The sequence below is a fragment of the Candidatus Zixiibacteriota bacterium genome (assembly GCA_021159005.1).
In the GTDB taxonomy this organism is placed as follows: domain Bacteria; phylum Zixibacteria; class MSB-5A5; order UBA10806; family 4484-95; genus JAGGSN01.
On record JAGGSN010000102.1, the window covers coordinates 1 to 26,277 of the forward strand.

The following is a 26,277-nucleotide window of genomic DNA, read 5'->3' on the forward strand; positions in this document are numbered from 1 at the left end:
TCGGCATGACCAATCTCTGGATTCCCAATCAAGTTGGGAATGACGCGGGTAGTGTGGGAATGACGCGGGCAGTGTGGGAATGACATCATTATAGCATCCGCCTAAGACGGACAAAAGGCCTGACAGTAGTGATAATTCTATAAATATTACTTGACATCAAACCATATTAATTGAATATTACTCCATAATTGCATTGTAATGCTTTTTTCATCTTTGGACTTGCATTAAAAAACGATTAATTTGCCGGAGGTCCCTATGTTAAAACGAATTATTTTCTTTGGGGTGTTTTGTGTGTTTTTTTGCATGACAGCTAATACGCTTATAGCTGCAGGCTGGGTTTATCCTAAGCCTCATAACATAAAGGATACTACAACTGTTAGCTCAATGCTCTGGAAAGAAATCTGGCTGATAAATTATGATTCTCTCAATTCAGTTCATATTGATTCCGTAGAAACTTCTGATTATTGGATTACAACTTATACGGATATGCCGGGAGTGATTGACACTACTATCAATCCCTTGGATAGCATCAAAATGATAGCCGAATTCGATATGAGCGGTTTTTTTGATGAAATAGTCTCAGCCGAGATAATCATTCATTCAAACGGCTTCGATACCACAACTACCATTAACTGCCTGCTTACTGTAACAAATAGCTCAGCCGAAGGCGCTAAAATTTCAATATCACCGCCGCATTTGGATATCTGGATCGAACCGGGTGTTCTTGGTGAGGTTTCGTTTATGGTTTATAACACCGGAGATTTACCGTTGAATATCTTTGATGTTGCTACCGGAGCTTTTTGGCTTATTCCGGTTACTACAACTGGTATGGTAACGACAGTAGCCCCTCTTGAAATTACTATCACGGTTCACACCTCAGTCTTTGAAGATACCGTTGTCAATACTTTTATAGATATTCATAGCGATGCTGTCGATTTTCCGGTCATTAGCCTGCCTGTCAATTTATTTGTAAATATGGATAACGTCGGCGGGCAATATCATTACGGCGATGTCAATTATGACGGCTGGTGCAATGAAGCTGATTTGGATTACCTTATAGATTATTTATGGGGGGTGTCTAACTATCCGTGCTGGCCTGCCTCTGATATGAATGGCGATGGTTATGTTCTTGCAACAGATGCAACCTACTTGACTAATTTTCTCCGAGGCGACGGACCAGCCCCTGTAAATGCCTGTGATTCTGTTACCAACTTTCCGATGCATGGACCGGATCGGCAGGTATACATGCCGGCATCATCGGGCAGCCGCGGCGAATGGGTTACCGTTCCTGTTTATGTCCAAGCCTGGGAATATTATTTTCCGCATATCTCATTCAATAGCCAGTACATGCTATTTGATTCTGTTGAAATCGAGGATGTTGGCTTTGGTTTTTCGCCGTACGCATCTATAATACCTGGCGAACCCCCCTATAATGAGACGATAGAAATTTCTGATAATTTCCATCCTGATTCCCCATTCAGCTTCCCCGAATTAACACATATTTATAATCTTCGCCTGCATGTTTTCGATGATGCACATATAATTCTGCACCAACTATTCGCTTCAACATTTATGGCCGATAGGGGAATAACTACGTTTATTAAAGGTGACGATTATTCCCTTAATGCGCCGATGTTTAACGGTCTTCTTTTTACCGTAAAACCGAAAATATCCTTAGACAATATATCGGGTATCCCAAATGTCGCTTATATTAATGGCACCCGCAATTTCAGCTTGTCCTTAGATATAACCAGCGATGCTGATGTCGCCTGCGATATGCATATCTTCATTCAGGATATTGCCAGCGAAAATATTGTCTATGCCGATACGATTCCTCAAATGCTAAGCAGAGGAACCAATACTTACTTTTTTACTATAGATTGGCTAGCTGCATCAGCCGGAAATTATCGAGCCGGCGCAGAGGTATTGGCTGATCTTGACGACCCAAAAAATAATGCAATTGGCAAGAATATCCGTATCACAGACGATATTTATCACGGCATACCGCCGGTTGAAGATTTCGGCGGCGCCGGACTGGGCTTAAACTATTCTCCCGGCAAGCCTGATTTTGTTGCCGATCTGCCTAATATGTTTACTAAGAACAATAATGATGATGAAAACGACCCTGAATGGGATATTGATACTTTACATAGTTCTGATACAAATGATAATAATTGCGTGCATATGCCGGGTAATAATTATTTTGGTCCGCATGATGACTGGCTTATATTTGGACCTCTCACTGGTGTTGAGATGACTAATCCTGCTATCCGGTTCAAGGAATTGGAACAAGATTGGTATTCTAGTCCGGATAATCGACATGAATTTTATGTTATGCACAAAAGCGATTTCGATATTGAAACCGCCCTCGAAGATGGCGCCATTGATTTTCACACCCCCTCAAATCATGATATAGGGATGTGGGAGCCATATACCATTTTCCTTCCAGGAAGTCTTGAGCTTGATGATACGACTTACTTCGCTTGGAGATATATAGGGTCCAATAACAGAACCCCGGGCACGTTCGATATATGGCGAGTCGATTATATTGAGTGGTTTGATAGCCAGGCCGGCGATACTTATGAGTACCTGCCGGGCGATGTTAATATGCATCTGGGCACCTGGCCGCCGGTTATTTGGGGCTCTGATGTTACCTACCTGGTTAATTATTTTACAGGCAAGATCACAAGCGTCCCTTGCTTTCTGGATGGTTTCTGGGCATCCGCCGATGTCAATGGCTATTGCGATCTTACCGGCGGTGATGTTACGCGGTTAGTAAATTATTTCAAAGGTACCGGAAATATCGAATTCTGTATCGATTTTTATCCGGCCTGGCCGGTTCCCGACAGTCTGCCGCCTACTGAACCAGATGGCTGGCCGAATTGTGATTGAGGATTTATTGCTGATTTAATAGCCTGTTGAAATATTGGTCTTTCAACCGGGTAGAATAGTATCCGGCCTAAATAAAAGTAGTTCTTCGAATAAAGGAAGTAAATTTTAGTAAGATAGATAAAAAAACTGATTCTAATGCCTTTTATTAATGAAAATGGAGGAAAGATGAAAAACTTTATAAGGATATCGCTATTACCATTAATATTATTTGCTTTCAGCCCGCTTATATTAGCTGATACAACCGATATTTCAGGTGAAGTATTTGGTTTATGGGATTCAAGACACTCCCAGTATAGTATCACCGGAGATATCTGGGTTCCCGAAGACAGTACTCTAATAATTATGGGTGATCCCGATAATGCTGTAGAAATATTTTTTGATGGGTTATATGAATTTAGGGTGGAAAAAGGGGCTGTTTTAAGAATCAATATCGATGAGCTTAACGACACAGCCGCTAATAGTGTTGCTTTAAATTCATTCAGCTCGAGTGCTCCATGGAAGGGTTTAAGATTTAATAAAGCGGCTTCTAATTGTGTGATTTACAACACCTCAATCAGATATGCTAATAATTCAGCTATCGATATAGACTCTACCGACCTAACTATCAGTAAATGCAGTTTTAAATATAATGAAGGTGGTTACAGCACAAATGGGGGAGGGATTTACAGCCAGTATTCTGATATAACAATTACTGATTGTTTATTCGATAAAAATATTGCGGCTATAGGCGGCGGCTTATATTGCTATGATGGCGATATTGAAATATCAAATAATATATTCTACAACAATACTGCTTTGATCGGCAACGGCGGCGGAATATTTTTGAGACATGCTCAGACTGGCCAATTCAATAATAATCTGTTGCTTAGAAATCTGGCTCAGCTATTCGGCGGCGGCATAGCGTTTTCGGATACGAGTCTTATTACCATCGAAAACAATACATTTTATGGGAACATAGGCTCTTTGGGCGGTGGTATTCTATCAGCTTATCGCTCACAACCTACGTTAATCAATAATATACTCTGGAAAGATTCATCTCAAACCTCCGGCCCTGATAATTACCCCGAAATCCATGTTGCCTATAATGGACAAAATCCGATAGTGCAATATTGTAATGTAAAGGACACCTTAGGCTATCTAGACAGCACGAATATCTGCGAAGATCCAAAATTTATTAATGAATCAATATATTTAAATCCTGCCGATTTCAATTTAGTCTGGAGCGGCATACAAGACGATAGTTCCGATATGTCGCCATGTATCGATACGGGCGATCCCAATTATCCGAAAGATCCGGATAGCAGCCGAGTTGATATGGGAGCGTTTCCATATTTCCATCCCTTCCATCTTCTGGGTGAAATCAATACCGACACTCTGCTTGAAGCCCAATATAATCCTTATTATCTTTTAGCCGACCTAACAGTGAAAAATTGCCAACTTGAATTGGAACCGGGAGTAAGAATAGAGGCAAAATATTCCACTTACAATGACACTAACCATATCTATGGCATAACCATTGACAGCTCCGCTATTATAGCCGATGGAGAAGATTCCACTATAATATTTACACGTCATGACTCAGGCGCCAATTGGAAAGGCATCGAGTTAATTTATGCTGATTCCAACAGTATCCTCAATAATGTTCATATCGAAAATGCCGATTCAACCGCCATCAAACTAAACAACTCGGAACTAACTATTCTAAATTCAACTTTCGAGAACAATAAAGGCGTCAATGGCGGCGCTATAATGGCGTCAAATTCGGTGTTGTCCTGCAGTTTAACAACCTTTATCAGCAATGACGCTGAGCATGGCGGCGCTATTTACATCTCTGAAGGTAGTCTTAGCCTGAATAATAATGTGTTCGAAAGCGATTTATCATCAGCGAATGGCGGGGCTGTTTATTTGAGCGTTGTAGAAGATGTTGTATTCAAACGCAACGTATTCTGGAATAACTACTCGGGTTTCGATGGCGGCGCAGTTTATTGCACGACATTCGTTCATCTCGATAGAACTAAATTCACAAATAACACATATTGTCAAAATGGTGCCGACCACTGGGGCGGCGCAATTTATGGCTCTGCCAATTCGGCTTTCGATATTAAAAACAGCATTTTTTGGAACAACCTTGCGCTCGATTCGGAAACCCGTCATGTTTATATGCCGACAGACAGTATAACCGTCGGCTACTGCGATCTTAGCGTTGATATTTTGTCGCTTGATTATGATACAACCAACATCGACGATAACCCGCTGTTTGTGGATGAGGTTGAAGGCGACTTCAACCTCCTGCTTGGCTCGCCATGTATCCAGGCAGGTGATCCCAATAGCGCTTACAATGACCCGGATGACACAAGAACCGATATAGGCGCGAAATATTATCCTCAAGGAAGCGGGGAGATTTCAGGAAATATTAATGGCCATGTAACGCTTGCTGCCCCTGATACATTTAAGGTAACTGATGACGTTTACATTTCCACTGACGATACCCTGACGATAGAGCCGGGTGTAATGTTAAATTTCATGGGAAGCTATACTATATTTGTCCAGAATGATGGCGTTTTATTTTGTGAGGGCACAACAATCGCTTTGGAGGAGGATGATGATACTACCTGGGTACAGTTTACATCATTCGACACAACTACAGGTTGGAACGGCCTTGAATTTGATGATGTCAGTTATAGTATTGTAAGATTTACTTATTTCGAATATGCAAAAACTACAGCGATGAGATTAATTTCATGCGGAAGCGATGTTTTAGTCAATTCATGCAAGTTCCAATATAATTATTGCGATCCTGGCCCCGGGGCGATATTAGTCAATGGCGGTACACCCCAAATAGAGCATAATTATTTTAGTGAAAATTACAGCCAAAATAATGGCGGCGCTGTTTTGTTGACAGGCAATACAGATGCCTCTGTTATTCGCAATATTTTCTGGCAAAACGAGGCTTACAGTTTCGGCGGAGCCATAGCTATTGAAAGTTGCGCTGACAGCCTTGAATTTTTCAATAATACCATGCATGACAATGAAGCCAATACCGGTGGAGCAGTGTATGTTAATGATTGTTCTCCCTTGATTCTCAACAACATAATGTGGCAGAATATTGCCAACTATGATCCGGAAATACATGCAGATATTATCACCTACTCGCCAATTGTGGATTATTGCGTTATTACCAACGGCTGGGTTAATGGAGGCGACAGCATTATTACTCTCGACCCATTGTTTGCCGAACAAGAAAGCGGGGATTTTCAGATTACATGGGCTAACTATCCTGATGAGGATGGAACAAAATCTCCATGCATAGATGCCGGTCATCCTGATACATTATGGTTTCTTGATGAGGATTCCACTCGTATTGATATTGGCGCAACCTTTTTCGACCAGTATTCATCCCTTTATAGCTATCTTCCCGGCGATGCAAACATGCTTATTGGTCTTTGGCCGCCCAGAGCTATAGGCGCGGATGTTACTTACTTGGTTAATTATTTCAAGGGTTCAAGCAATCCCTGCCTGCTCGATGGTTTATACGCTTCTGCTGATGTCAACGGCAGCTGCAGCATTCTTGGCAGTGATGTTACCAGACTGGTAAATTATTTCAGAGGGAGCGGTATAATAGAGTATTGCAATGATTATTTGCCGGCTTGGCCAACAATTGATGATTTGCCGGCGGAAGCGCCTGCTGGTTGGCCTAATTGCGAGACGCTGATTAATCCAAATATTATCCCGACCGGCTCTTTTAAATAGTTAAAATTTCTGTTTAGGCAGAATTCCTCTGTTTATCAAGAGGCACTTGGTAGCCAGAGAGCAATAACATACCCCTAAATCCCTCTATGAAAAGGGGACTATTAGATTGCATAATCATGTAAAGTGTTAACGCGAATATTATTACCTGTTTGAGAGCAGTTAGGTTTATCCCTACTATCCCTTACCCGGACGAGAAGGTATTATATTCCCCTCTTGAAAAGGGTTAGTAAAGTTGTCAAGACAATCAGCAGCCAACAGTAGGGCAGGTCTCTCCGAGACCTGCCTATTCGGTGCATATATTTAAACTACTGCGGTGATATATTATCTCATATATCACCTAAAATAGGCAGGCCGCCTCAGGCAGCTAATAATTATTTTATTACTTAATCATACCTATTTGATATTATTAATACATCTTGTTTTATTACCAATTTCCGACTCCTGCCCTACGATACTAAAACTATTTGATATTATCGTAAATCAATAAATATTCCCCGGGTGTCCCAATTCGGAAAACAGGACGCTTTTGCTTGAGGATAATTGTTTTTAAAGTCCCTCGCCAGTGGCGGGGGATTTAGGGGTGTGTTGACGGTTGTAAAAACAATAAGACAGTTATCTAAATACTTCACTTTTTTATGAGGTTATTTTTTACCCAAATATATAATTATATCGATTCATAGCAATGCTTTATATAAAACCAATGCCATAATACAATTCCAACCTGCCGGCTGGCATGGCTGCAAAATCAGGGTTTATCATCAGTTCAATAGTATTTGATGAGGATTTATTACTGCGCTTCTAATGATTCACCTTAACCGGATATTTCCCGGAAAAACAGGCGGAGCAAAACCCCTCATCCGGCAAGGCAGACAAATTTAACATGCCGTCAATGGATAAATAGCCAAGAGAATCTACCCCAAGATGTCGTCGTATAGATTCGACTGAACGATTTGAACCTATCAATTCCTTTTTAGTAGGCATATCGATTCCATAGAAACATGGGTATTTAATTGGCGGCGATGATATTCGAGCATGAACTTCCTTAGCGCCTGCATCACGGAGCATTTTTACAAGCTTTTTGGAGGTTGTTCCCCTAACAATGGAATCATCAACAACGACAACTTTTTTATTAGACAGCACGCCCCGAATAGGGTTGAATTTAATTTTGACATCAAGGTCGCGTATTTTTTGTTCGGGTTGGATGAAGGTTCGGCCTACATAGTGATTTCGTATCAAACCGATTTCGAAGGGGATTCCGGTTTCCTCGGAAAAACCAAGGGCAGCTGTGTTTGAACTGTCTGGGACCGAAATTACAATATCGGCATCAACGGGATGTTCAATTGCGAGCTGCCGCCCTAAGCGGCGGCGGACTTTATCGACATTCATATGAAAAATAATTGAATCAGGGCGGGAAAAATAAATATACTCGAAAATACAGAAGGCATGACGTCGTTTTGGCAATGACCGATACGATTTTACCCCTCCCCCGTTGGCAATTACTATTTCTCCGGGTTCGATATCTCGAATATATTTAGCGCCAATAATGTCAAAAGCGCATGTTTCTGAGGCAATAACCCATGATTTTCGAAGTTTGCCCAGTGCTAATGGCCTAACGCCAACCGGATCACGAGCGGCTAAGAGGTTTTCGCCGGAAAGCATCACAAGCGAATAGGCACCCTTTACTTTTCTTAATGCCTCCGCTAATGCTTTTTCAGGCCGCTTTTGGTGGGATTTAGCTATCAGATGCAATATGATTTCAGAATCGGAGGTTGTGGAAAATATAGAACCATTCGATTCCATTTTACGGCGCAAGCTTTTATAATTCGTGAGATTTCCATTATGCCCTAAGGCCAGCAAACCATTTTTACATTTTATCAATAGCGGTTGAATATTAGTTGTTGATGAAGAACCGGTAGTTGAATAGCGGTTATGGCCAATAGCCATTCGACCTTTCAATTTCTTTAACCGGTCAAGTGAGGAAAATACCTCGTCAACTTTACCCATCCCGCTTTCCAAATAAATTATTTTGCCATTGCTGGCGGCAACCCCGCAGGATTCCTGTCCGCGATGTTGAAGCGCATAAAGACCTAAGTATGTTAATACCGCAGCATTTCTTGTTCCCGTAATGCCAAAGACACCGCATTTGTCAGCAATCATTAAAATTACCTCAATTGTCAAACTAATATTTCAACGAGCAATAAATATTATTGACTAAAGCATATTTGTCAAGTATATTACTAAATAAATAGCTTCTTATTAATAATAGATTGTAGAAATTTAGTTAAGCTTTTTATGGATAAGTATAAAATTTACAACTTAATCGATACTCTTCAGGAGTTACCCAGAACCCCGCCGGATAATCTTGCCAAAAGAGTTATTGATGGAATTAATGCTTTTTTCCAGCCTACAGCGGCGATGGTTAAAATAGTTTTCCCTGATAAAAGAATTTTTCAACATTCGATAGGAGATATATCAAACCAAGAGTTATTAAAGCATTATGAAAAGCAGATGTCCGGCCTTGATGTTAATTCAGCTCAATTCGTAATCGAGAAGGAACCGCCACAAGTCATTTCTGTGGTTGGCTTAAAGCGTTTGGATGATTTTAGCGGCGGCATTTCGGTTATGGTAGATGACTTCAATCCCTTTAAGCATATCCTAAGGCAAGTTATTGAGCTTTTTATAAACAATATCAGTTTAGCGCTTACAATGCAGTCATTGGAACGTAAAATAGAACTTGATAAGCTTTTAGTTCCGGTTTATGCTGATATTAAACGCTTTGAAATTGAATATATTCTTGCATATTATGAAAACAATCCTCAGTCAGCTATATTAATCGGGGCGGGTGGTCATCAGCAATTCATTCTACCGAAACAGCTTCCACAAATGATTACCGTCGATTCGGGGCATGTTTCCCCAGAGCATAAAAAAGGAATTTGCGATCTTCTGCCATCAAATCTGAAATTTAGAAACATCGACTGGGATAGTTTTACCGTGGGCGGGAGTTCAATAAAAGCGTTATTTGCCGGCAATTTCAAAAATCGGCAAATAATATTTTCCAAATTCAGAAGCTTAATCTCGGATATTGATTTTCCAACAAGCTATCATGAAACAATAGAAGCATTTAAGCTATTAAAAAAAGACCACACATTAATTGTCAAAGGTGAAAAAATAGCGGCAATATTAGAGACGGCAGTAGCAATCAACCATGAAATTAATAACCCGCTAACAGCAATACTTGGTAATGCGCAGCTGCTATTATTGCATCATGAAAACATGCCGAAGGAAATTAAATCGAAAATTGATATTATTGAAAAAAGCGCCTTTCGAATCCGCAGCGTTACTCAAAAATTAATGGCAGTAATTGAACCTATAACTACAAGCTATTCAGATAATTTAGACATGTTGGATATAGATAAAAGCATAGACCGAATAGATCAAGATGCCGAATAATCGCTAAATAATTATTTTTACCGATATTATGTAATAATAAAAAATATGAACAATCCTAAGATTAAACCGGTCTTTGCCTTCCATCACAAAACAATAATTTAACATATTGTATGCCAATGCATTACAAGAATGCTGCTAATCGCCTGAAAAAATATATTCGGATAAATTCAGAGGAATCAAGCGGCATTACTTATTCATACTAATATCTAAATAGCCGAGCATATTTACTCTAAGTGTAACTGGTTTTTGTGGTTACATTATATTAAAGGATTTTCCCTTGGGTGATATCTACAATTCAATAGTCATATATTTAATGCTTGACAATTTTATATTTATTTTTATACTAATTATGTGAGTAATTCTGAGAAATAATTAACCTTATGATAATAAAATAAGAAGTAATACTTAAATATTTTTGGAGGTAAGTTTAAAATGCCAAAGAAGTACTTAGTAGTAATGTTAGCCAGTATGGTAGTTTTAACTCTGGCAGCATTTTCTAACACGAGTCATGCCCAGGATACCAGAGATAGCGTTTTCCTCTGGTATGGTAATGTTGATAGTTCACCGCTGTATACCAGTATTGATGATACTCTTCGTTTTGGTATCTCATTTGCTTGCAGCTCTGATGTTTGGGTTGCAGATTGTCATTTTTGCATCGGCGCTTTAGATCAATATATCGACTCGATGTTATTTCAGACTCATGCCGTGTATTTCTATCCCTTTACAGCCTGGCAGGTAGCGGAATTTACACCTGTCTATCATGAGGCTCCGGAAATGCCAGAGGGCGTGTCGAGTCAATCATTTATTGGATTTGCTACATACAATGAACCGGCACCATGGCTTCATTTCACATTTCCGCATTTAGTATTGACTTGTGCGGTAACCACCGCAGATGATGTTGCCAATATAGGTGATGAAGTTTACGCAATTAATGATCAAGGCCGAAATCCATTCCAGGGACCTTCTAATGCCGGTGATACTAATGGCGGCGCCGGTTATCAGGTTTTCGAATATTATAGCGAGGTCTATTTCTTGGGCGGAGGCCATGTTGAGGGACATATTACAAACTTTTCCGGAGACCCGATAGAGGACGCTACTATTACCGATAGCGAAACCGATAAAGCAGCATATTCGGATGACGAAGGTTTTTATCGCATAGGACTTTATCCTGGCGTTCATGATCTCACATATTCTCATCCGTTTGCCGCTGAGGATACTACAGTGGCCGGTATTACAATTGTTGAGAATGAGGACCAAACAATTGATATAATCTTTCATCAATTGGGCAGCATTTCCGGCACTGTTAACGACAACGATGCTCAACCGGTTGAAGGAATTGTTGTTCAACTAATTAACGAGACATACGACACAACTGATGCTAATGGCTGCTACGAATTTCTCGGCCTGCAGCCCGACTCCTATGATATTGCTTTTTCGCACTCTGATTATAGAGACACCACTATAACGGGAGTTTCTGTATTATACGACCAAACCACCACGGCTGATGTGGTTATTCACATGCTTGGAGCGATTTCCGGCTTGATTAAAGATACTCATAATCAGAATATTAATGGCGCAATTGTAACTTTTGATGGCAGTGTGGATACAACCGGCACTAACGGCGCTTATTCGTTTGACCGTATTGATGCCGGAACATACAACATGACCGTAACACATGACGGTTTTGTTGACACAACGGTTGCAGGAATAGTTATTAATCTCGATGATGCTGTTGAATTAACTGTTGAAATGAGACGCTATGGTGGAATTGCCGGTATTGCCTTTGATAACATAACCAGCATTCCCATTCAAGGCGTTATAGTAGTTTTAAACACTGGTGCCGTAGATACTACTGACGGAGCTGGCTTTTATGGATTCAATCCTCTTGATAATGGAACATATGAGGTTACTTTATCGCATGATGATTATGATGATACTACTATATCCGACATTGAAGTTGTTTATGATACTATTACTCACGTTACCGTAGGAATGGATCCGCATTTAGGCATAGGTGATGATAAAGCTAGTATTCCCGAAGAGTATTCTCTTAACCAAAACTATCCCAATCCGTTTAACGCCAACACTAATATCAAGTATGGCTTACCGGAAGATGCCTATGTAACTATCGCTATCTATGACCTGCTTGGCCGTCATGTTGAAACTTTAGTTAATACCCATCTGCAAGCCGGTTATCATCAGGTTACCTGGAATGCTAATAAAGTTACTTCCGGAGCTTATTTCTATACTATAAATGCTAATGATTTCAGCCAGAAAAAGACTTTGATGCTTGTTAAATAGCATTGTCTTGCTTAAGATAATCAAAGCCCGTCTTTATGGCGGGCTTTTTTTTGGGATTAATTTGAGTAGTGGGAAAAGTGGATATATCGCTGTCATTCTATCAAGCGGAGGTCGGGTAAAAGTTGGTGCACGGGGACATACACCAATCACGGGCAGGATGCCTGCATCATGTGGGCGGCAGACTTTCTCGTCTGCCCTTTAGCTGCTTTGCAGCAGACGAGTTCGCCTAAGGGACATCTGCCAGCCATAATGTACACCATCCACGGAAAAGAGGGCTTATGCAATAAGCCCCTACGCGCAATAGCAATATGCTATTCCTCAGGATGGAGTCAACCTAAGGCGGACGACATCCTGAGGACACCCATCGTCAAGACCGCAAGTCCACCTCAGGTGGATTGACCTACTATGGACGGTTAAAGCGAAATTTATCTCAGCAAAAGCATCTTTTGGGTTTGCTTATCATCGCCGGTTTGAAGCTTATAGAAATAAACACCCGATGGCTGATTATCTGCCTGCCATACAGCCTGATGGCTTCCCGGCGGCATCACGCAATTGACAAGGGTTTCGACTTTCCTGCCAAGCATATCGTAAATCGTTAATGTTGCTTTGCCGGTATAGGCAATATTGTAATCGATTACCGTACGAGAATTAAACGGGTTGGGGTAGTTCGACAGGCTCAGTCGGGCAGGCAGAGGGCTGTTGTTGGATGCGATGCCGGTGCCGGTGCGGGTGATTGACCAGACTGACCGCATGGAAGAGGCAAAGAAAAGAGTTGTAGTATCGCCAAGCGCAAACATTATCTCCCCCACGCCGTCGGTTGTATCCATGCCGACATTGAACGATTCCCAGTTCTGACCGCCATTGTGTGATTGGAAAATGCCGTAATGATTGGAAGCGGCAAACATGTTTTGCGGATTTAAGGGATTTATAGTAATGCCGGATACAACAGGAATATCAGGATCCAAAGGTAAATCATTGCTAATATCTACCCAGCTATCACCGCCATCCGTTGTCTCAAAAATGCTAACATCACCCTCTGCAACAAAAATATTATTCGGATCGTCAGGGTGAAACTCGATATCGTTAATATACCAGCCATCAGTTATCGGCAATCTTGATGTTTGTTGCCAGGAGTTGCCTTTGTCTGATGATATAAAGACTCTATTATATGTATCTCCAACTGCTATATAATTCGGATCGGCAGAAGACACCTCAATTGAATTAAAGCTGGAATAAGCCGGTAAGCCGTTTTCGCATCGAAACCAGGACTCGCCTATATCATCAGAATAAAAAAGCCCACTAGTAGAGCAGAGAAAAATCCTTCTATACAAACCATCAAAATATGCAATTCGAATTGTTCTATATCTTATTTCTCCGGGTAAACCGTTATTAAGAAAGTTCCAGGTTTCGCCATAATCTGTGGATCGAAAAATACCGCAGTCATCTACGGGCGGCCAAATAGTATGACCAGTGGATAAATATACATTCTCCGGAAGATACTTATCATAAGCGACTGCATAAATCCACCGATGACCTATATCCCCCATATTAACATAATCCCATGATTGACTGCTATCCGTAGTCTTTAAAAAACCATTTAAAGCGGCAACATAAGCCGATGATGAGTTATGATAATCTAAAGCTAAACTAATAATCCCTAATGAGCATATGTTATTACTAATCTTTTGCCAACTCTCGCCGCTATTCGTACTTCTATAAATACCATCATAGTAGGTTCCAATATAAATTGTACCGCTGGAACTATCAATTTCAATAGTGGTAATTTGCTTGAAATTTAGCCCATTGTTTATACTTTGCCAGTTGTTTCCACCATCTGTGCTTTTAAAAACGCCATCTCGAAATGATGCAGCGTAAATTTCATTTCGGTCACAATGTGAAACTTTAACAGACGTGATAGTCGGATAGCTTAATGGTCTTGGTGCGATATCGAACCAGTGTTGTCCGCCATTTGTAGATTTCCATAAACAACTACTGTCGCTTGGTAATACGGTATTATCTAATGCAAGATAAATAGTATTAGTATTAAACGGGTCAATAGAGATATCCATACCAAAACCTGTTGAATTAATATTGTTATGAATATTGATCCAGGTACTCCCTCTATCAGTGCTTTTCCAAATACCTTCACCATGCTCTAAAGAATTCGCAACAAGCAAATAGATAATATCCGGATCATCCGGGTCAACTGCAAGTGCATGTATTCCTGAATTGTAGGAAATACCTTCTATTCTAAACCAGTTTTGACCGCTATCCGTGGACATCCAAGGGTCAATAAAACCTGCAAATAGCAGATTAGTTTCAACGGGATGAATCATTAAAGCTCGTATTTCATTATGAGGACGAGGTGGAGTAAGAAATGTCCAACTTACACCCGCATCTGAACTTTTAAACATGCCATCGGTGCATGCTATATAAATGGTATCGGGCGCAAAAGGATGTATTGCAATAACGCGCATGCAAGAGAATATATTTCCGTTATCAAGGTGGTTCCAGCTTTCGCCGCCATTCGTTGTCTTATAAATGCCGTTTTCAACTGTGCCTATATATATGATTTGATTATCGAAAGGATGAATGGCTATTGTTTTAACGCTTGAGCCATAAGGACCGTTTGTCGACCAACTGTTTTCATCGGAATAACCATTTGTAAATAATATTCCGATAAACAAGGTGACCAACAGCCAATTTCTTATGATTTCTTTTTTCATATAACAACAATCCCAGCCTTTTACCCAAGATAAATTATAAGCACTTGATTACGCTCAATCCTCAGGTGATAATATCTTTAGCAATTATTCTATTGTAATAGTAATAAAGCAAATCAATGTGGAAATGTCAAGAGAATTTTGATCAGATTGCAGTCAATTGAATGTCGAGCAGAAGTTGGTGCACGAGGACGTACACCAACCACAATGAGGAATCTGTCAGAAGTAACTTCTGACAGCACGTTTTGTCGGGTAAAAGTTGGTGCACGGGGACGTACACCATCCACGAATCGCAGACAGGGTGTCCATGTGGGCGGCATTCGCTCTTAGGCGAACTCGTCTGCCCTTTAGCTGCTTTGCAGCAGACAAGTTCGGCAAGCTGCCGGATTGACCAATGGCTGCTATGCGTAATAGTATATTTTATATTCTATAAAAAGCTGAGATGCCATTCGGCTTCTTATTTGTGATACGGCATGCCCTTGACAATACTAATCACCCTATACAACTGCTCGGTAAACATCACAACCGCAAGCTGACGCGGGAAAGTCATATCGGAAAGGGACAATCTCATATCGGCGAATTTCTGTATCTGCTCGGATATCCCGATTGCGCCGCCAATGACGAAATGAAGGGTAACATCAGACCGCGAACAGTATTCCTCAACAAACTTGGCAAAATACTTGGACTTGAGTTTCCTGCCATGTCTATCGAGAATAACCAAATAATCTCCAACCTTAACATTATCGATTATCCGTTCTCCCTCACGGCGCAATACCTCTTTTTCGTTTTTCCCCTCAGCCAGCTTTTCCTCTTTGATAAACTTTATCTCAAGGTCGCAATATTTACTGGCGAGTTTTCTATAATGCTCAACCCATTCTTTGGCGAACTTATCACGCATTTTCCCGACAATTGTAAGTTTAATTTTAGTCATCGTTCAATAAATTTAATGTAAACCTTTCTATTTCTTGGTCCATCAAAATCGCAAAAAAATATTGCTTGCCAAGTACCAAGGATTAAATTCCCTTTATCTGCTATTACACTAACTGAATTTCCAATCAGACTGCTTTTAATATGTGAATCAGAATTGCCCTCCATGTGTTTGAAACCATCGTTTTGGGGTATAAGTTCCTTGAGATAATCCAGTATATCGCTTTTTACCGATGGGTCTGCTCCCTCGTTAATCGTAACGGCGGCGGTAGTATGAGGCACATATATATAAACCATTCCCGAAAAGCCATCCGGGATATTACCTCTAACATCACCGGTGATATCAACCATCTGGTTTCTGGCATTCGTTTTTACGCTTATCTCTATCATTGTTCCACCATCGCCTTGGCAAATTGTTCGGGGTCGAATTCTTCTATGTCGTCTTTACTCTCGCCAACGCCGATATAACGAACCGGAATCTTATATTTCTCGGAGATTGCGACAACCGCTCCGCCTTTAGAGGTGCCGTCAAGTTTGGCTAACACCAGCCCTGTTAAACTAACCGCCTCGTTAAAAAGCTCAACCTGTGAGAAGCTATTTTGCCCGATGGAGGCATCCAGCACAAGCCATATTTCATGAGGCGCGTCGGGCATAGCTTTGTTTATTACGCGCCTGATTTTCTTAAGTTCCTCCATCAAATTAACTCGCGTCTGAAGCCTTCCGGCAGTATCTATCAAAACATAATCGGCTTTCCTGGCGAGTCCTGCTTTAACTGCATCAAAAGCCACCGCCGCCGGGTCTGCCCCTTCATAGGATTTTATAATCTGAGCACCGGTATTTTCAGCCCAAATTCCAAGCTGTTCAACTGCCGCTGCCCTGAAAGTATCGGATGCTGCTAAGATAACTTTTTTATTGTCGTTTATCAAACTGCAGGCTAATTTGCCGATTGAGGTAGTTTTTCCGGTACCGTTAACACCGACAAACATAATAACGGATGGCTTGTTTTCATTGGCAGACTTTGTAGGAATTTCCAAGTTGACGCGCTGATAAATTTCTTCTCTTAATATGTCAATTGGGTCGCTGTTTTTACTTTTTCGCAGATTTTCGATAATAGCCGCTGAAGGTCCCGGCCCGATATCGGCGGCGATTAAGCTTTCTTCGAGTTCTTCCAAAAGCTCCTCGTCAATTTTTCTGCCAAACAGATTTCCTAATTTGCCGAAAATACCGTTTCGTGTTTTAGCTAAGCCTTTCTTAAACCTTTTGAACATGCTCTACCTTGCCGCCATTCAATTTAACCGAGACAATACTCGATACGCCGGGCTGTTCCATAGTAATGCCATACAATAAATCAGCCGCTTCCATAGTTTTCTTGTTGTGAGTAATCACAATGAATTGCGTATTGGAGGCAAACTTATGCAAAAGCCTTAAGAAACGGTTAACATTGGCATCATCTAAAGGGGCATCAATCTCATCCAGGATACAGAAGGGACTGGGTTTAACCATATAAATTGAAAACAGCAATGCAATCGCCGTTAAGGCCCTCTCCCCGCCCGAAAGCTGATTTACCGACACTAATTTCTTGCCTTCCGGCCGGGCGATTATTTCTATAGGCGTTTCAAGCAGGTTATTAGGATCAGTTAATCTAACATCAGCGGTACCACCCTCGAAAAGCTCCTGAAATACTTCCTTGAAGTTATCATGAATAAGTTCAAATGTTTCGGCAAATTTTTCCTCGGCAGTAGTATTTATGCGTTTGATAACATCAAGCAGCGAGGCTTTCGCATCCAATAAATCCTGATACTGTTTTTCCAGGAAATCAAAACGGTCTTTTTCGGTGTCGTATTCTTCATCAGCCAGCATATTCACAGGTCCCAATTTATCGACTACAGATTCCAGCCTCTCGATTTGGGAAGTTATTGCCTCCTCATTATAATCATCGCTTTTCTCGGCGGTAACATGAACACCGTATTCATGAAAGAAATTTTCTCTTGTATTTTTCAACCGGCCGTCCATATCAGTATGCTTTAATTCTGCCTGATGAATTCCCTCGCTGATGTTGTTTATTTTCACTCGCAGTTGTTTAAGCGATGTCTCAGCTTCAGACAGTTTTTCCACTAATTCGAGCTTCTGGTTATTTAAGCCGTCCTTATCCTCATTAATACTGTCTTTAGCCTCAAAAAGCTTGGCTATCTGCTCTTTTATGATTACTTGTTCCTCATCAAGTCTAAGCCATCTTTGCTTTTCATCATCAATCATTCTATTTTTAGCTGAGATTGTATTCTTCGCTTCTTCAATCAGTTCGACAAAACGATTGCTGTCTTCCTCAAGTTTGCGTATAAGTCCCGACAGTTCAACAGATTTTAATCTACTTTTGTTAAATTCGTCAACAGCACTGTCATAATCATTTTGAAGCGTCTGATGTATTTCGGACTTCTGCTGAATTTCGGCTGCGATTCCTTGTTTACGAGTGGTTTTATCGGTGATATTTTTTTCTATCTCAGCTTTCTGGTTGTTCAAACTTTCCAACTGCTTATCGGTTTCGGAGCTGTTGGCGGATAGTTTATCAAGCCAGCCTATGCTATCCTTAAACTCGAACTCCAACCGGGTTATATCGGAAATAATACTTTCGCGTTTTGTCAGAAGTGTTCTTTTATCTTTATTCAGGTTAGAGGCTTCCTCTTCCGTATCGGATAATGCCGATGATGATTCTTTTAGCTTTTGTCCCAACGATGATATATTTTGCTTAATAGATGCCAATTTATTTTCTAAAGATGAAAGCTCGTCTTTTCGGCCAATCAACGTTATGCTCGATTTGCCGCCCTCAATAATGCCGCGGCGATTGAAATAATTGCCCTCAAGATCAACTGCCTCATGTTTGCAATCGAATGGTATCTTCCCTGCCTCAAAAACAGCCATATTGGCAAACAAAACATTCACTACCCGACGAAGAGAATCATCGACCGTAACAAAGTCGGTGATATTACCAAGATAACCGTCAGCTTTTATATCAACGTTGTCTCCAACGGGTTCTGTAATTCCATCAAGAATTAAAAATCCAACACGTCCGCGGGCATTGGCTTTTAGATAATCGATACATCTTAAGGCATCATCCCGAGTCTGGCATATTGCAAGCTGGCTGTATTTACCCATCGCCGCTTCCACAGCTTGGTAGTATTGTTTTTCCACTGTAATCAGGTTAGCCAGCGTATCGATTACGCCGTCCGGTTTATGCATCCAGGCAAACAGCGATTTCACGCCGGAGCCGTATCCCTCATGTTCCAGCATCATCCGCGACAGCATTTCGATTTTGGCCTCGCCCGCTGATTTTTCCGCATTACCGGAGGCTATATCCTTTTTGATGTCCTCAATTTCGGCGGCTATCTCAAGATGCCGTCTCTGATTAATCTTTATTTTCTCATCAATCTCTTCAATTTCATTCTCATATTCTTTAAGTGTCTTTTTCTGCTGGTCGAGATTTTTTTGTGATGATTCTTTTTTATCTTCATACATCAGGCGGGACTGATCAATATCACGGGTGATTTCCTTCAATCGTTCGAATGAGCTATTCGCAGCATCAAGGCGAGCCTGGTCAGCGGCAATCTGATTTTCATATCGATGCAGTTCTTCCTTGACAGATTCCATATCATTTGAAGATATTTCGAGTTTTTCCCTGATGGAATCAACATGGTTTTCTTCATCGCTTAGATGGTTTTGCAATTGTGAGAGTTCGGTCGAACAATCTTTCCTTTGCACTTCGGCATTGTTTTTTTGCGTTTCAAAGGACTCGATGCGATTAGCAAGATTATCTATTTCGTTTTTCCATAATTCGACATTTTGCTTGCCCGACTTTAAACTCGATTCGATATTAGACAATTTGTTTTCGGTATGAATAGCTTTCTCGGAAAGGTCGGCAGCTATCGAGGCTTTAGCCGAAATCTGCTCATTCATATTTGAAATCTGCAGTTTGATTTCCTCGACAACTGCTTCTACTTTATCGGTCTCGGCGCTGAAGCCTGTTTTGTCTATTTGCAAACGGGAGATATTTTCATTATGGTTTTTTATTTCTTCTTCAAAATCATATATTTGCGCCGCTATGCGCGTAGTTTTGAGGCTTTGAAGTTCTTCTTTTATTTTTTTATAGCGTTTTGCTTTCGAGGCTTGACGTTTTAGCGAACGGACTTTTCGGGAAATTTCCGAGATAATATCGCTAAGACGGACAAGATCAATTTCGGTGTTCTCAAGCTTTTTTAAAGACTCTTTCTTGCGCTGTTTATATTTGCTAATACCGGCAGCCTCCTCAAACAGAAACCTGCGTTCATCGGCTTTATCGGACAGGACAGCATCAACCATGCTTTGCTGCAGGATGCTGTATGCATGAGTTCCCATTCCGGTATCGGAAAAGAGATTTACAATATCTTTTAAGCGGCAGCGTGATTTATTAATCAGGTATTCTGATTCACCCGATCTGTACAGCCTTCGAGTAATTACCAATTCGTCGTATTCAAGCGGTAAAACGCCGCGGTTGTTTTTTATAGTTAGGCTTACTTCGGCTAAATCAATCGATCGAAGCTGAGTAGTGCCATTAAAAAGGACTTCCTCGGTTTTTGAACCGCGCAGCATCGCCGACCGCTGTTCGCCTAATACCCAGCGCAATGAATCGAGGATATTAGTTTTACCGCACCCGTTAGGTCCGACTACTCCCATTATCCCCTCATCGAAATTAAGGACAGTTTTATTGGGAAATGACTTAAAGCCGTAAAGCTCAAGTTTCGATAGGAGCAATTTCCTCTCCTTCGCTATTAAAGTTGTATAGCACTTTGATAAAATTATCGTATTTCTTTTTTGGCGGTACATCCTCGCCGCCGCTTTGTATCTCCATATTATAGTAAGGCAATCCCATTCCCTTGTTTATTCCGATACGCATCGGCGCCCGTGTTAATGCACACAGACTCGAGTTGAAGAAATTAGGCTCAAAGTCCAAATCGATGCATATAGACAAACCCTTGCCTATTATTTTCTTCAAAAATGTCCGCTTGGGAAGACAAAGCAAATTTAAATCGTAAGAGTAGGGTTTGATAATTTCAAACCGTTTAATAAATCCGTACGAACGAGGGTCAACATTAGAAGTTAGTATTATTTTAATCAGCCTGTTGGGGAAAATAGAGGCAATATCAGGAAGACGTGAAGCCGCCTCGTAAATGTATTTCATATCGGATGGCATACAAACCAAACAATCGTTCATATCCTCAGCTAATAAAATAAAATTAACCGATTCATCTTTTAATTTCATGCGATGATACATCTTTGAAAATTTTATGACGAATCTGTTAATTTTCATTCGGGTCTCCGGATTTTTTAGCTACAGACAAATCAATTTCCGAAAAATTAATTCGCCTTTTATTATATAGATATTTCTCACCATCAATTTGCTTGTTGTCATAAGTAACATTCAGGCAGTTGCTTCGCCCCATGACAAGCGTAAACGGTTGAGCAGAGCGGCGCTTAATTTTTCTCCCCGGAGATAGAACGCCGACATATAAAGTATCGCTGCCAGCCTTTAATATTATCCAAACTGAATCAGCGGCCGACAATTCAATAATATGGTAATTATCAATATTAACAAAATTTTGAAGATTGTCCAGTTTGCTTGAAAAGCGTTTTTCTTTTTGAATATGCATATGGTTGCCATTCGTTAACACTTCCGGGTTTTCAGAAATCAGGTGTTCTTCATTTTTACCGGAAGGCTTAAGAAAATATATCACCGCTAAAACCGATAACATCAATATAGCTACAACAACCCAGCGATAATCAAATCGTTTTTCCGATGGTTCTTCATCTGCCTCTATTTCCGGTTGTGGTTGAGCATGTTCGACTAAGGAGTACAATTCATTAAAATTAACCTCTAATGCTTCGGCGATGTTCTTAATAAACGGCCTAAGATATACATGTTCCGGTAAAAGGTCCCAGCGGCCATCCTCAATAGCTTTCAGATACTTGATTAAAATCTTTGTTCGCGAATGAAGTTGTTCATAAGTGAGATTTCTTTGTTCTCTCAGCTCGCGAATTCTTTTTCCTAAACTTTCTCCAGGCACTTTCTGTGCACCTCTATCATTTTTTTAAATAACTTCATAGGAAAACCGACTACTGTGTCAAGTTCTCCCTCTATCCTCTTTACCAAAAAAGAACCCATCCCCTGAATACCGTAAGCGCCGGCTTTATCCATAGGCTCGCCAGTCTCAATATATCTAATAATAGCCGATTCAGTCAAGACGTTAAAATGAACAATTGTTTTATCGAACCCAGTATCTGTTCGTCCACATTCAGAGCAGATTAAGCTTAGGCCGGTATAAACGGTGTGTTTTTTACCTGAAAGCTTCTCCAGCGTCATTTTAGCCTCTGGTACCGAGGCGGGTTTATTCAGAAACTCATCATTTAAAACAACTACGGTATCCGCTCCTATCGTTAACAAATTATCTGCAGCGGCATAATTTGCTTTTTTTTGCGCCAGACGGCTTACATATTCAGGCGGTGATTCGTCGCCTATTCTCGACTCATCCACATTTGGGCAAACGACTTCTATGTGAAAACCTTCTTTCGTGAGAAGGTTCAAACGTCTTGGCGAACTTGAGGCTAAAACTATTTTCAATTTTCTAAAATTATCGTAACCGGACCGTCATTAGTTAGTTCGACAGCCATTTTGGCGGCAAAACGACCGGTTTGAATATTAACACCTTTAGCTGTTATAAAACTGCAAAATTTTTCATAAAGGGCTTCCGCTTCATCTGGCGGCATGGCGTTAGCAAATGATGGCCGTCTGCCTTTGGAAATATCGGCGCAAAGAGTAAATTGCGACACCACAAGCGCTTCCCCTGAAACATCTTTCAAGGCTAAGTTCATTTTGTCGTTATCATCTTCGAATATTCTCAGCCCGACGCATTTTTCGGCAAGATATTCAGCCTGCTTAACGGTATCGCCTTTTTGGGCGCCAACCAACAGCAATAACCCTCGACTGATTTTACCGACTACTTCATTATCGACAACAACGGCGGCATGTTTGACCCGCTGAAGAACTATCCTCATTACACCTTCTTTAGAAGAAAAATTGCTCCTGTAAATAATCAAGTAGTGTATTGTTGTTATAGGGATATGTCAATAAAAAACTCGAATTGAATTGATAAAATATTTAGATAAGTGCATTATTCCAAATAACAGGAGTCAAATTTGCTTGTTTTTATCGGAAACTTCCCTCCCTTTTACTTATTTACTCTTGCTGCTAAACGGTGTCTGGCAACCAACTGAAAATGGCAAAATAAAAGATGAGCGGCGTCCTAAACAGATTGGCGCTCCAGAAGTCTGGATTAAAAGCTTAAAGCGTGTCTTGACGCCCCGAGATTGAAATCTGAACTCGGTACTTAGACCCAGGTTCACCGCTCACCATATTTATTAAAATACTTTTTCTTATGCTTATTAAATCAAAATTGTGTTATAATAGCAATGAATATTTTTATCTTTTAGGCAATAAAATATTTCTTCTCATAGATTTCCGGGAAACAAATATTATTTACGCAAGTATTTATAATTAATGATATTTTTTAAACTTGACAAATCGCTAAAGCGGAATATCATAAAGACATGAAAAAACTGCTGAAGGAAGTAATACTACTTACAATTATCGCGGCGGTTGCCGCTTTTACTATTAACTCAATATCACCCAAAGGGATACCGTTAAAAGGAACGTGGTACGACAACCGGCGCCAAATCAAACTTGATATTCCGCCTTCTTATGATGCTGAAACGGATTCACTTTTAACTATGCAGGAAGCTTTCATGCTGTGGAAAAATGATGCTGTATTTATTGATACTCGCGAGCCGGATGAATACTGTGAGGGGCATATCAAAGGCGCTATAAATTTGCCGTTTGAGGAATGGGACGACTGGTGGCCGGAAGTGGAGCCATATCTTTCACCTGATAAAAATATAGTCTGCTATTGCAGCGGCCTCGATTGCGAGTTATCGCTGTATGCCGCGAGAGAATTGAAAGTTATCGGCTACCCTAATGCGTATATTTTCTTTGGCGGTTTTTATACATGGCTTGAATATGACCTTCCCTGGGAGTATGAAAATGAAGAGTAATTATCTTCCCGCCGGTTTTAGTGATTGGCTTTTACTTATTATCAGATTGATAATAGGCGGATTTTTCATTTATGCTTCAATCGATAAAATTCTTAATCCGAATGAATTTGCGAAGATTATTCATAACTATCGACTGCTGCCGCCCGATTTCATAAACTTGTTGGCGATAATTCTGCCCTGGATTGAAATTACAGCAGGTGTATGTTTGATAATAGGATTCAAATATAAAGGCGCAAATTTTATTATCCTAATTATGCTTTTTGTGTTTATATTCGCATTAGCCGTAAATATGTTCAGGGGTGTAAATATCAGTTGCGGTTGTTTCAGCACCTCATCCACAGCTAAATCTAATCTATTAATGAGAATAATCGAGGATGGTTTGATGGTTCTCGGTTGCTTTATAATTATATTTAAGCAAAGAATATTTAAGCAGTTTGTTAAACAATCTACATAAATTTAACATATAATTTTTCACACAAGAATCTCATCAGGCGATTACATTATATAATTATAGCGCTTAAAGACAGATTAAATTAATATCTGTTGTTTAATTGCCATTTTTCGGTTCAGCGAGAATCTGAACCTTTACTTTCGAACCGGCTTTTAAATAGTTTATGCTGTCCGGCATTACAATTAATCCATTAGCAGATGCAAATGCTCGAATGGAACTGGATTTTTTAAAGTCGGGAGTTACGGAAAATCCTTCATCGGTCAAGACAACTGTTCCCCTCATATAAGATGTAGACCTGCTATCCGATTTCAAATCTTTCGTCAATGTAGCATTTACTTCCGCCCGTTTAATTATTTGGCTGCCCATCATTTTCATCAGAGCCGGACGGATGAATTGTTCCAGCGATAAAAAAAATGAAAACGGGTTTCCTGATAAACTGAAAATTGGCGTGTTATTACATGTGCCAAATATAATTGGCGTTGTTGGTTTAATTGCCACCTTCCAAAACTTTATATCCATACCAATCTGTTCAAGCATCCGTTTAATAAAAGAGAAATCCTCAAACGATGGTCCGACTGAATTGATGAATAAATCATATTTCACTCCATCGTTAATTTTTTCAGTAATCTCTTTTTTGTCTTTCTTTACCAAACCAAGATCAAATGGTTCTGCTCCGTATTCCGCTAATTGCGAGTGTAAAGTATAGCGATTGGAGGATCTTATCATGCCATCCTGTAAGGGAGCTTTAACATCAACTATCCCGTTGCCGGCAGTTAGAAAAGAAACTCGAGGCACTCTGAAGCAATCAACCTCAGCTAAACCCATCACTGATAATATGCCAATATCAGTTGCGCTTATTTTTTTACCCCTGGGGATAACCAGTGTGCCCTTGGGAATATCTTCGCCTTTCATGCGGATGTTGTATCCAACTCGAGCCGGCTTGTAAATCAATACTTTTTTACTTGAATCTCGAACAGCATGTTCTTCCGGAAGCACGCTGTCCGCCTCAGCAGGAAGCGGCGCGCCCATATTGATTCTGACTGTATGTCTGGGTTTTAGGGGCGTTTCCCATTTTTGCCCGATAGTTATATCCCCATCAAGATGTATAGGCACCGGATTGCGAGAGCTTGCTTTACAAATATCAATAGCCCTCAAGGCGTAACCGGTCATAGAAGCATAATCAAATAATGGAAGGTCTTCATTAGATATAACATCCTCGGCAAGCACGCGCCCCCGAGCATATAATATCTGAACCTTTTCAGGCTTTAATACATTGATAGTGTCCAACACTATCTGAACGGCTTTTTCAACAGAAATCATTATCCCCTCCTATTCAAAATACAAACCAATTTACTTAATAGTAAATTCTTATTAAAGCTAAACAATTAACATATCAGAAACATAAGTTGTCAAATAACAATCTCTCATTTAACCGTCACATTATCAAAGAGCAATTCGTCTTTTTAGTTAGTAGGGGTAAACAACATTTTAGTCAAGATATTTTTTCGTTATATAAATTATTTTTATTATAGGCGTAGACTTTGATATTACTCGCTTTGAAAAAAATAAACTACCTTTTTTAAAAGCAGTATTACCTGTTCTGTTATTAACTCAAATATATGTTATAGCCCCGGTTCGAACAAACTGATA

At 40.3% G+C, this 26,277-nt stretch carries 17 protein-coding genes; 6 read left to right on the forward strand and 11 right to left on the reverse strand.

The genetic code is table 11. From position 1 onward, the window contains the following. Positions 1-255: 255 nt before the first annotated feature. Together J7K40_06635 and J7K40_06640 are read left to right on the forward strand one after the other, a co-directional pair. Complete coding sequence (locus J7K40_06635) at positions 256-2,892, forward strand: dockerin type I repeat-containing protein (GenBank protein MCD6162072.1); 2,637 nt, start codon at positions 256-258, stop codon at positions 2,890-2,892. 165 nt (positions 2,893-3,057) lie between these two features. After that, the gene (locus tag J7K40_06640; GenBank protein MCD6162073.1) at positions 3,058-6,642 is read left to right on the forward strand and encodes a right-handed parallel beta-helix repeat-containing protein; all 3,585 of its coding nucleotides are present in this window, start codon (positions 3,058-3,060) and stop codon (positions 6,640-6,642) included. A gap of 798 nt (positions 6,643-7,440) precedes the next feature. Here J7K40_06640 and J7K40_06645 read toward each other — a convergent pair. Further along, on the reverse strand, positions 7,441-8,799 hold the full coding sequence (locus tag J7K40_06645) for an amidophosphoribosyltransferase (protein ID MCD6162074.1): 1,359 nt from the start codon (positions 8,797-8,799) through the stop codon (positions 7,441-7,443). Between the two features lie 135 nt (positions 8,800-8,934). Here J7K40_06645 and J7K40_06650 point away from each other — a divergent pair, with 135 nt between their 5' ends. After that, positions 8,935-10,092 (forward strand): hypothetical protein, encoded by a 1,158-nt coding sequence (locus J7K40_06650; protein MCD6162075.1) that lies wholly within the window; start codon positions 8,935-8,937, stop codon positions 10,090-10,092. Between the two features lie 432 nt (positions 10,093-10,524). Next, positions 10,525-12,393, forward strand: a complete 1,869-nt coding sequence (locus J7K40_06655) for a carboxypeptidase regulatory-like domain-containing protein (GenBank protein MCD6162076.1) — start codon at positions 10,525-10,527, stop codon at positions 12,391-12,393. Between the two features lie 425 nt (positions 12,394-12,818). Here J7K40_06655 and J7K40_06660 read toward each other — a convergent pair whose 3' ends face one another. From J7K40_06660 to dtd, 9 genes are all read right to left on the reverse strand, one after another. Beyond that, positions 12,819-15,119, reverse strand: a complete 2,301-nt coding sequence (locus tag J7K40_06660) for a T9SS type A sorting domain-containing protein (protein ID MCD6162077.1) — start codon at positions 15,117-15,119, stop codon at positions 12,819-12,821. Between the two features lie 454 nt (positions 15,120-15,573). Next, positions 15,574-16,047, reverse strand: a complete 474-nt coding sequence (locus J7K40_06665; GenBank protein MCD6162078.1) for a 23S rRNA (pseudouridine(1915)-N(3))-methyltransferase RlmH — start codon at positions 16,045-16,047, stop codon at positions 15,574-15,576. Beyond that, positions 16,044-16,433 carry a YjbQ family protein gene (locus tag J7K40_06670; protein ID MCD6162079.1) on the reverse strand — a complete coding sequence of 130 codons (390 nt, stop codon included), beginning with the start codon at positions 16,431-16,433 and terminating at the stop codon, positions 16,044-16,046. The genes J7K40_06665 and J7K40_06670 overlap by 4 nt, the downstream gene beginning before the upstream one ends. Then, entirely contained in the window at positions 16,430-17,311 is an 882-nt protein-coding gene (gene ftsY / locus J7K40_06675; protein MCD6162080.1) for a signal recognition particle-docking protein FtsY, read from the reverse strand. Before ftsY ends, J7K40_06670 begins: the two co-directional genes overlap by 4 nt. Beyond that, positions 17,295-20,825, reverse strand: coding sequence for a chromosome segregation protein SMC (gene smc / locus J7K40_06680; GenBank protein MCD6162081.1), 3,531 nt, complete (start codon positions 20,823-20,825; stop codon positions 17,295-17,297). Before smc ends, ftsY begins: the two co-directional genes overlap by 17 nt. After that, positions 20,806-21,381 (reverse strand): hypothetical protein, encoded by a 576-nt coding sequence (locus tag J7K40_06685; GenBank protein ID MCD6162082.1) that lies wholly within the window; start codon positions 21,379-21,381, stop codon positions 20,806-20,808. Before J7K40_06685 ends, smc begins: the two co-directional genes overlap by 20 nt. Next, positions 21,371-22,135, reverse strand: coding sequence for a DUF4115 domain-containing protein (locus tag J7K40_06690; GenBank protein MCD6162083.1), 765 nt, complete (start codon positions 22,133-22,135; stop codon positions 21,371-21,373). Before J7K40_06690 ends, J7K40_06685 begins: the two co-directional genes overlap by 11 nt. Then, positions 22,117-22,689 carry a septum formation protein Maf gene (maf, locus tag J7K40_06695; GenBank protein MCD6162084.1) on the reverse strand — a complete coding sequence of 191 codons (573 nt, stop codon included), beginning with the start codon at positions 22,687-22,689 and terminating at the stop codon, positions 22,117-22,119. Before maf ends, J7K40_06690 begins: the two co-directional genes overlap by 19 nt. Next, the gene (dtd, locus tag J7K40_06700) at positions 22,686-23,123 is read right to left on the reverse strand and encodes a D-tyrosyl-tRNA(Tyr) deacylase (GenBank protein ID MCD6162085.1); all 438 of its coding nucleotides are present in this window, start codon (positions 23,121-23,123) and stop codon (positions 22,686-22,688) included. Before dtd ends, maf begins: the two co-directional genes overlap by 4 nt. Before the next feature lie 552 nt (positions 23,124-23,675). Between dtd and J7K40_06705 the strand changes: the two genes are divergently transcribed. Next, a complete protein-coding gene (locus tag J7K40_06705; GenBank protein ID MCD6162086.1) occupies positions 23,676-24,176 on the forward strand; it encodes a rhodanese-like domain-containing protein in 501 nt (166 codons plus the stop codon). After that, a complete protein-coding gene (locus J7K40_06710) occupies positions 24,166-24,630 on the forward strand; it encodes a DoxX family membrane protein (GenBank protein MCD6162087.1) in 465 nt (154 codons plus the stop codon). Before J7K40_06705 ends, J7K40_06710 begins: the two co-directional genes overlap by 11 nt. Before the next feature lie 93 nt (positions 24,631-24,723). On the opposite strand, the gene J7K40_06715 is transcribed toward J7K40_06710, so the two are convergent. Continuing rightward, entirely contained in the window at positions 24,724-25,947 is a 1,224-nt protein-coding gene (locus J7K40_06715; protein ID MCD6162088.1) for a molybdopterin molybdotransferase MoeA, read from the reverse strand. Between the last annotated feature and the right edge of the window lie 330 nt (positions 25,948-26,277).

Coding starts and splice junctions, on each gene's coding strand:
- J7K40_06635 (MCD6162072.1), top strand. CDS start 256: ATGTTAAAACGAATTATTTTCTTTGGGGTGTTTTGTGTGTTTTTTTGC.
- J7K40_06640 (MCD6162073.1), top strand. CDS start 3,058: ATGAAAAACTTTATAAGGATATCGCTATTACCATTAATATTATTTGCT.
- J7K40_06645 (MCD6162074.1), bottom strand. CDS start 8,799: ATGATTGCTGACAAATGCGGTGTCTTTGGCATTACGGGAACAAGAAAT.
- J7K40_06650 (MCD6162075.1), top strand. CDS start 8,935: ATGGATAAGTATAAAATTTACAACTTAATCGATACTCTTCAGGAGTTA.
- J7K40_06655 (MCD6162076.1), top strand. CDS start 10,525: ATGCCAAAGAAGTACTTAGTAGTAATGTTAGCCAGTATGGTAGTTTTA.
- J7K40_06660 (MCD6162077.1), bottom strand. CDS start 15,119: ATGAAAAAAGAAATCATAAGAAATTGGCTGTTGGTCACCTTGTTTATC.
- J7K40_06665 (MCD6162078.1), bottom strand. CDS start 16,047: ATGACTAAAATTAAACTTACAATTGTCGGGAAAATGCGTGATAAGTTC.
- J7K40_06670 (MCD6162079.1), bottom strand. CDS start 16,433: ATGATAGAGATAAGCGTAAAAACGAATGCCAGAAACCAGATGGTTGAT.
- ftsY (MCD6162080.1), bottom strand. CDS start 17,311: ATGTTCAAAAGGTTTAAGAAAGGCTTAGCTAAAACACGAAACGGTATT.
- J7K40_06685 (MCD6162082.1), bottom strand. CDS start 21,381: ATGAAAATTAACAGATTCGTCATAAAATTTTCAAAGATGTATCATCGC.
- dtd (MCD6162085.1), bottom strand. CDS start 23,123: ATGAGGATAGTTCTTCAGCGGGTCAAACATGCCGCCGTTGTTGTCGAT.
- J7K40_06705 (MCD6162086.1), top strand. CDS start 23,676: ATGAAAAAACTGCTGAAGGAAGTAATACTACTTACAATTATCGCGGCG.
- J7K40_06710 (MCD6162087.1), top strand. CDS start 24,166: ATGAAGAGTAATTATCTTCCCGCCGGTTTTAGTGATTGGCTTTTACTT.
- J7K40_06715 (MCD6162088.1), bottom strand. CDS start 25,947: ATGATTTCTGTTGAAAAAGCCGTTCAGATAGTGTTGGACACTATCAAT.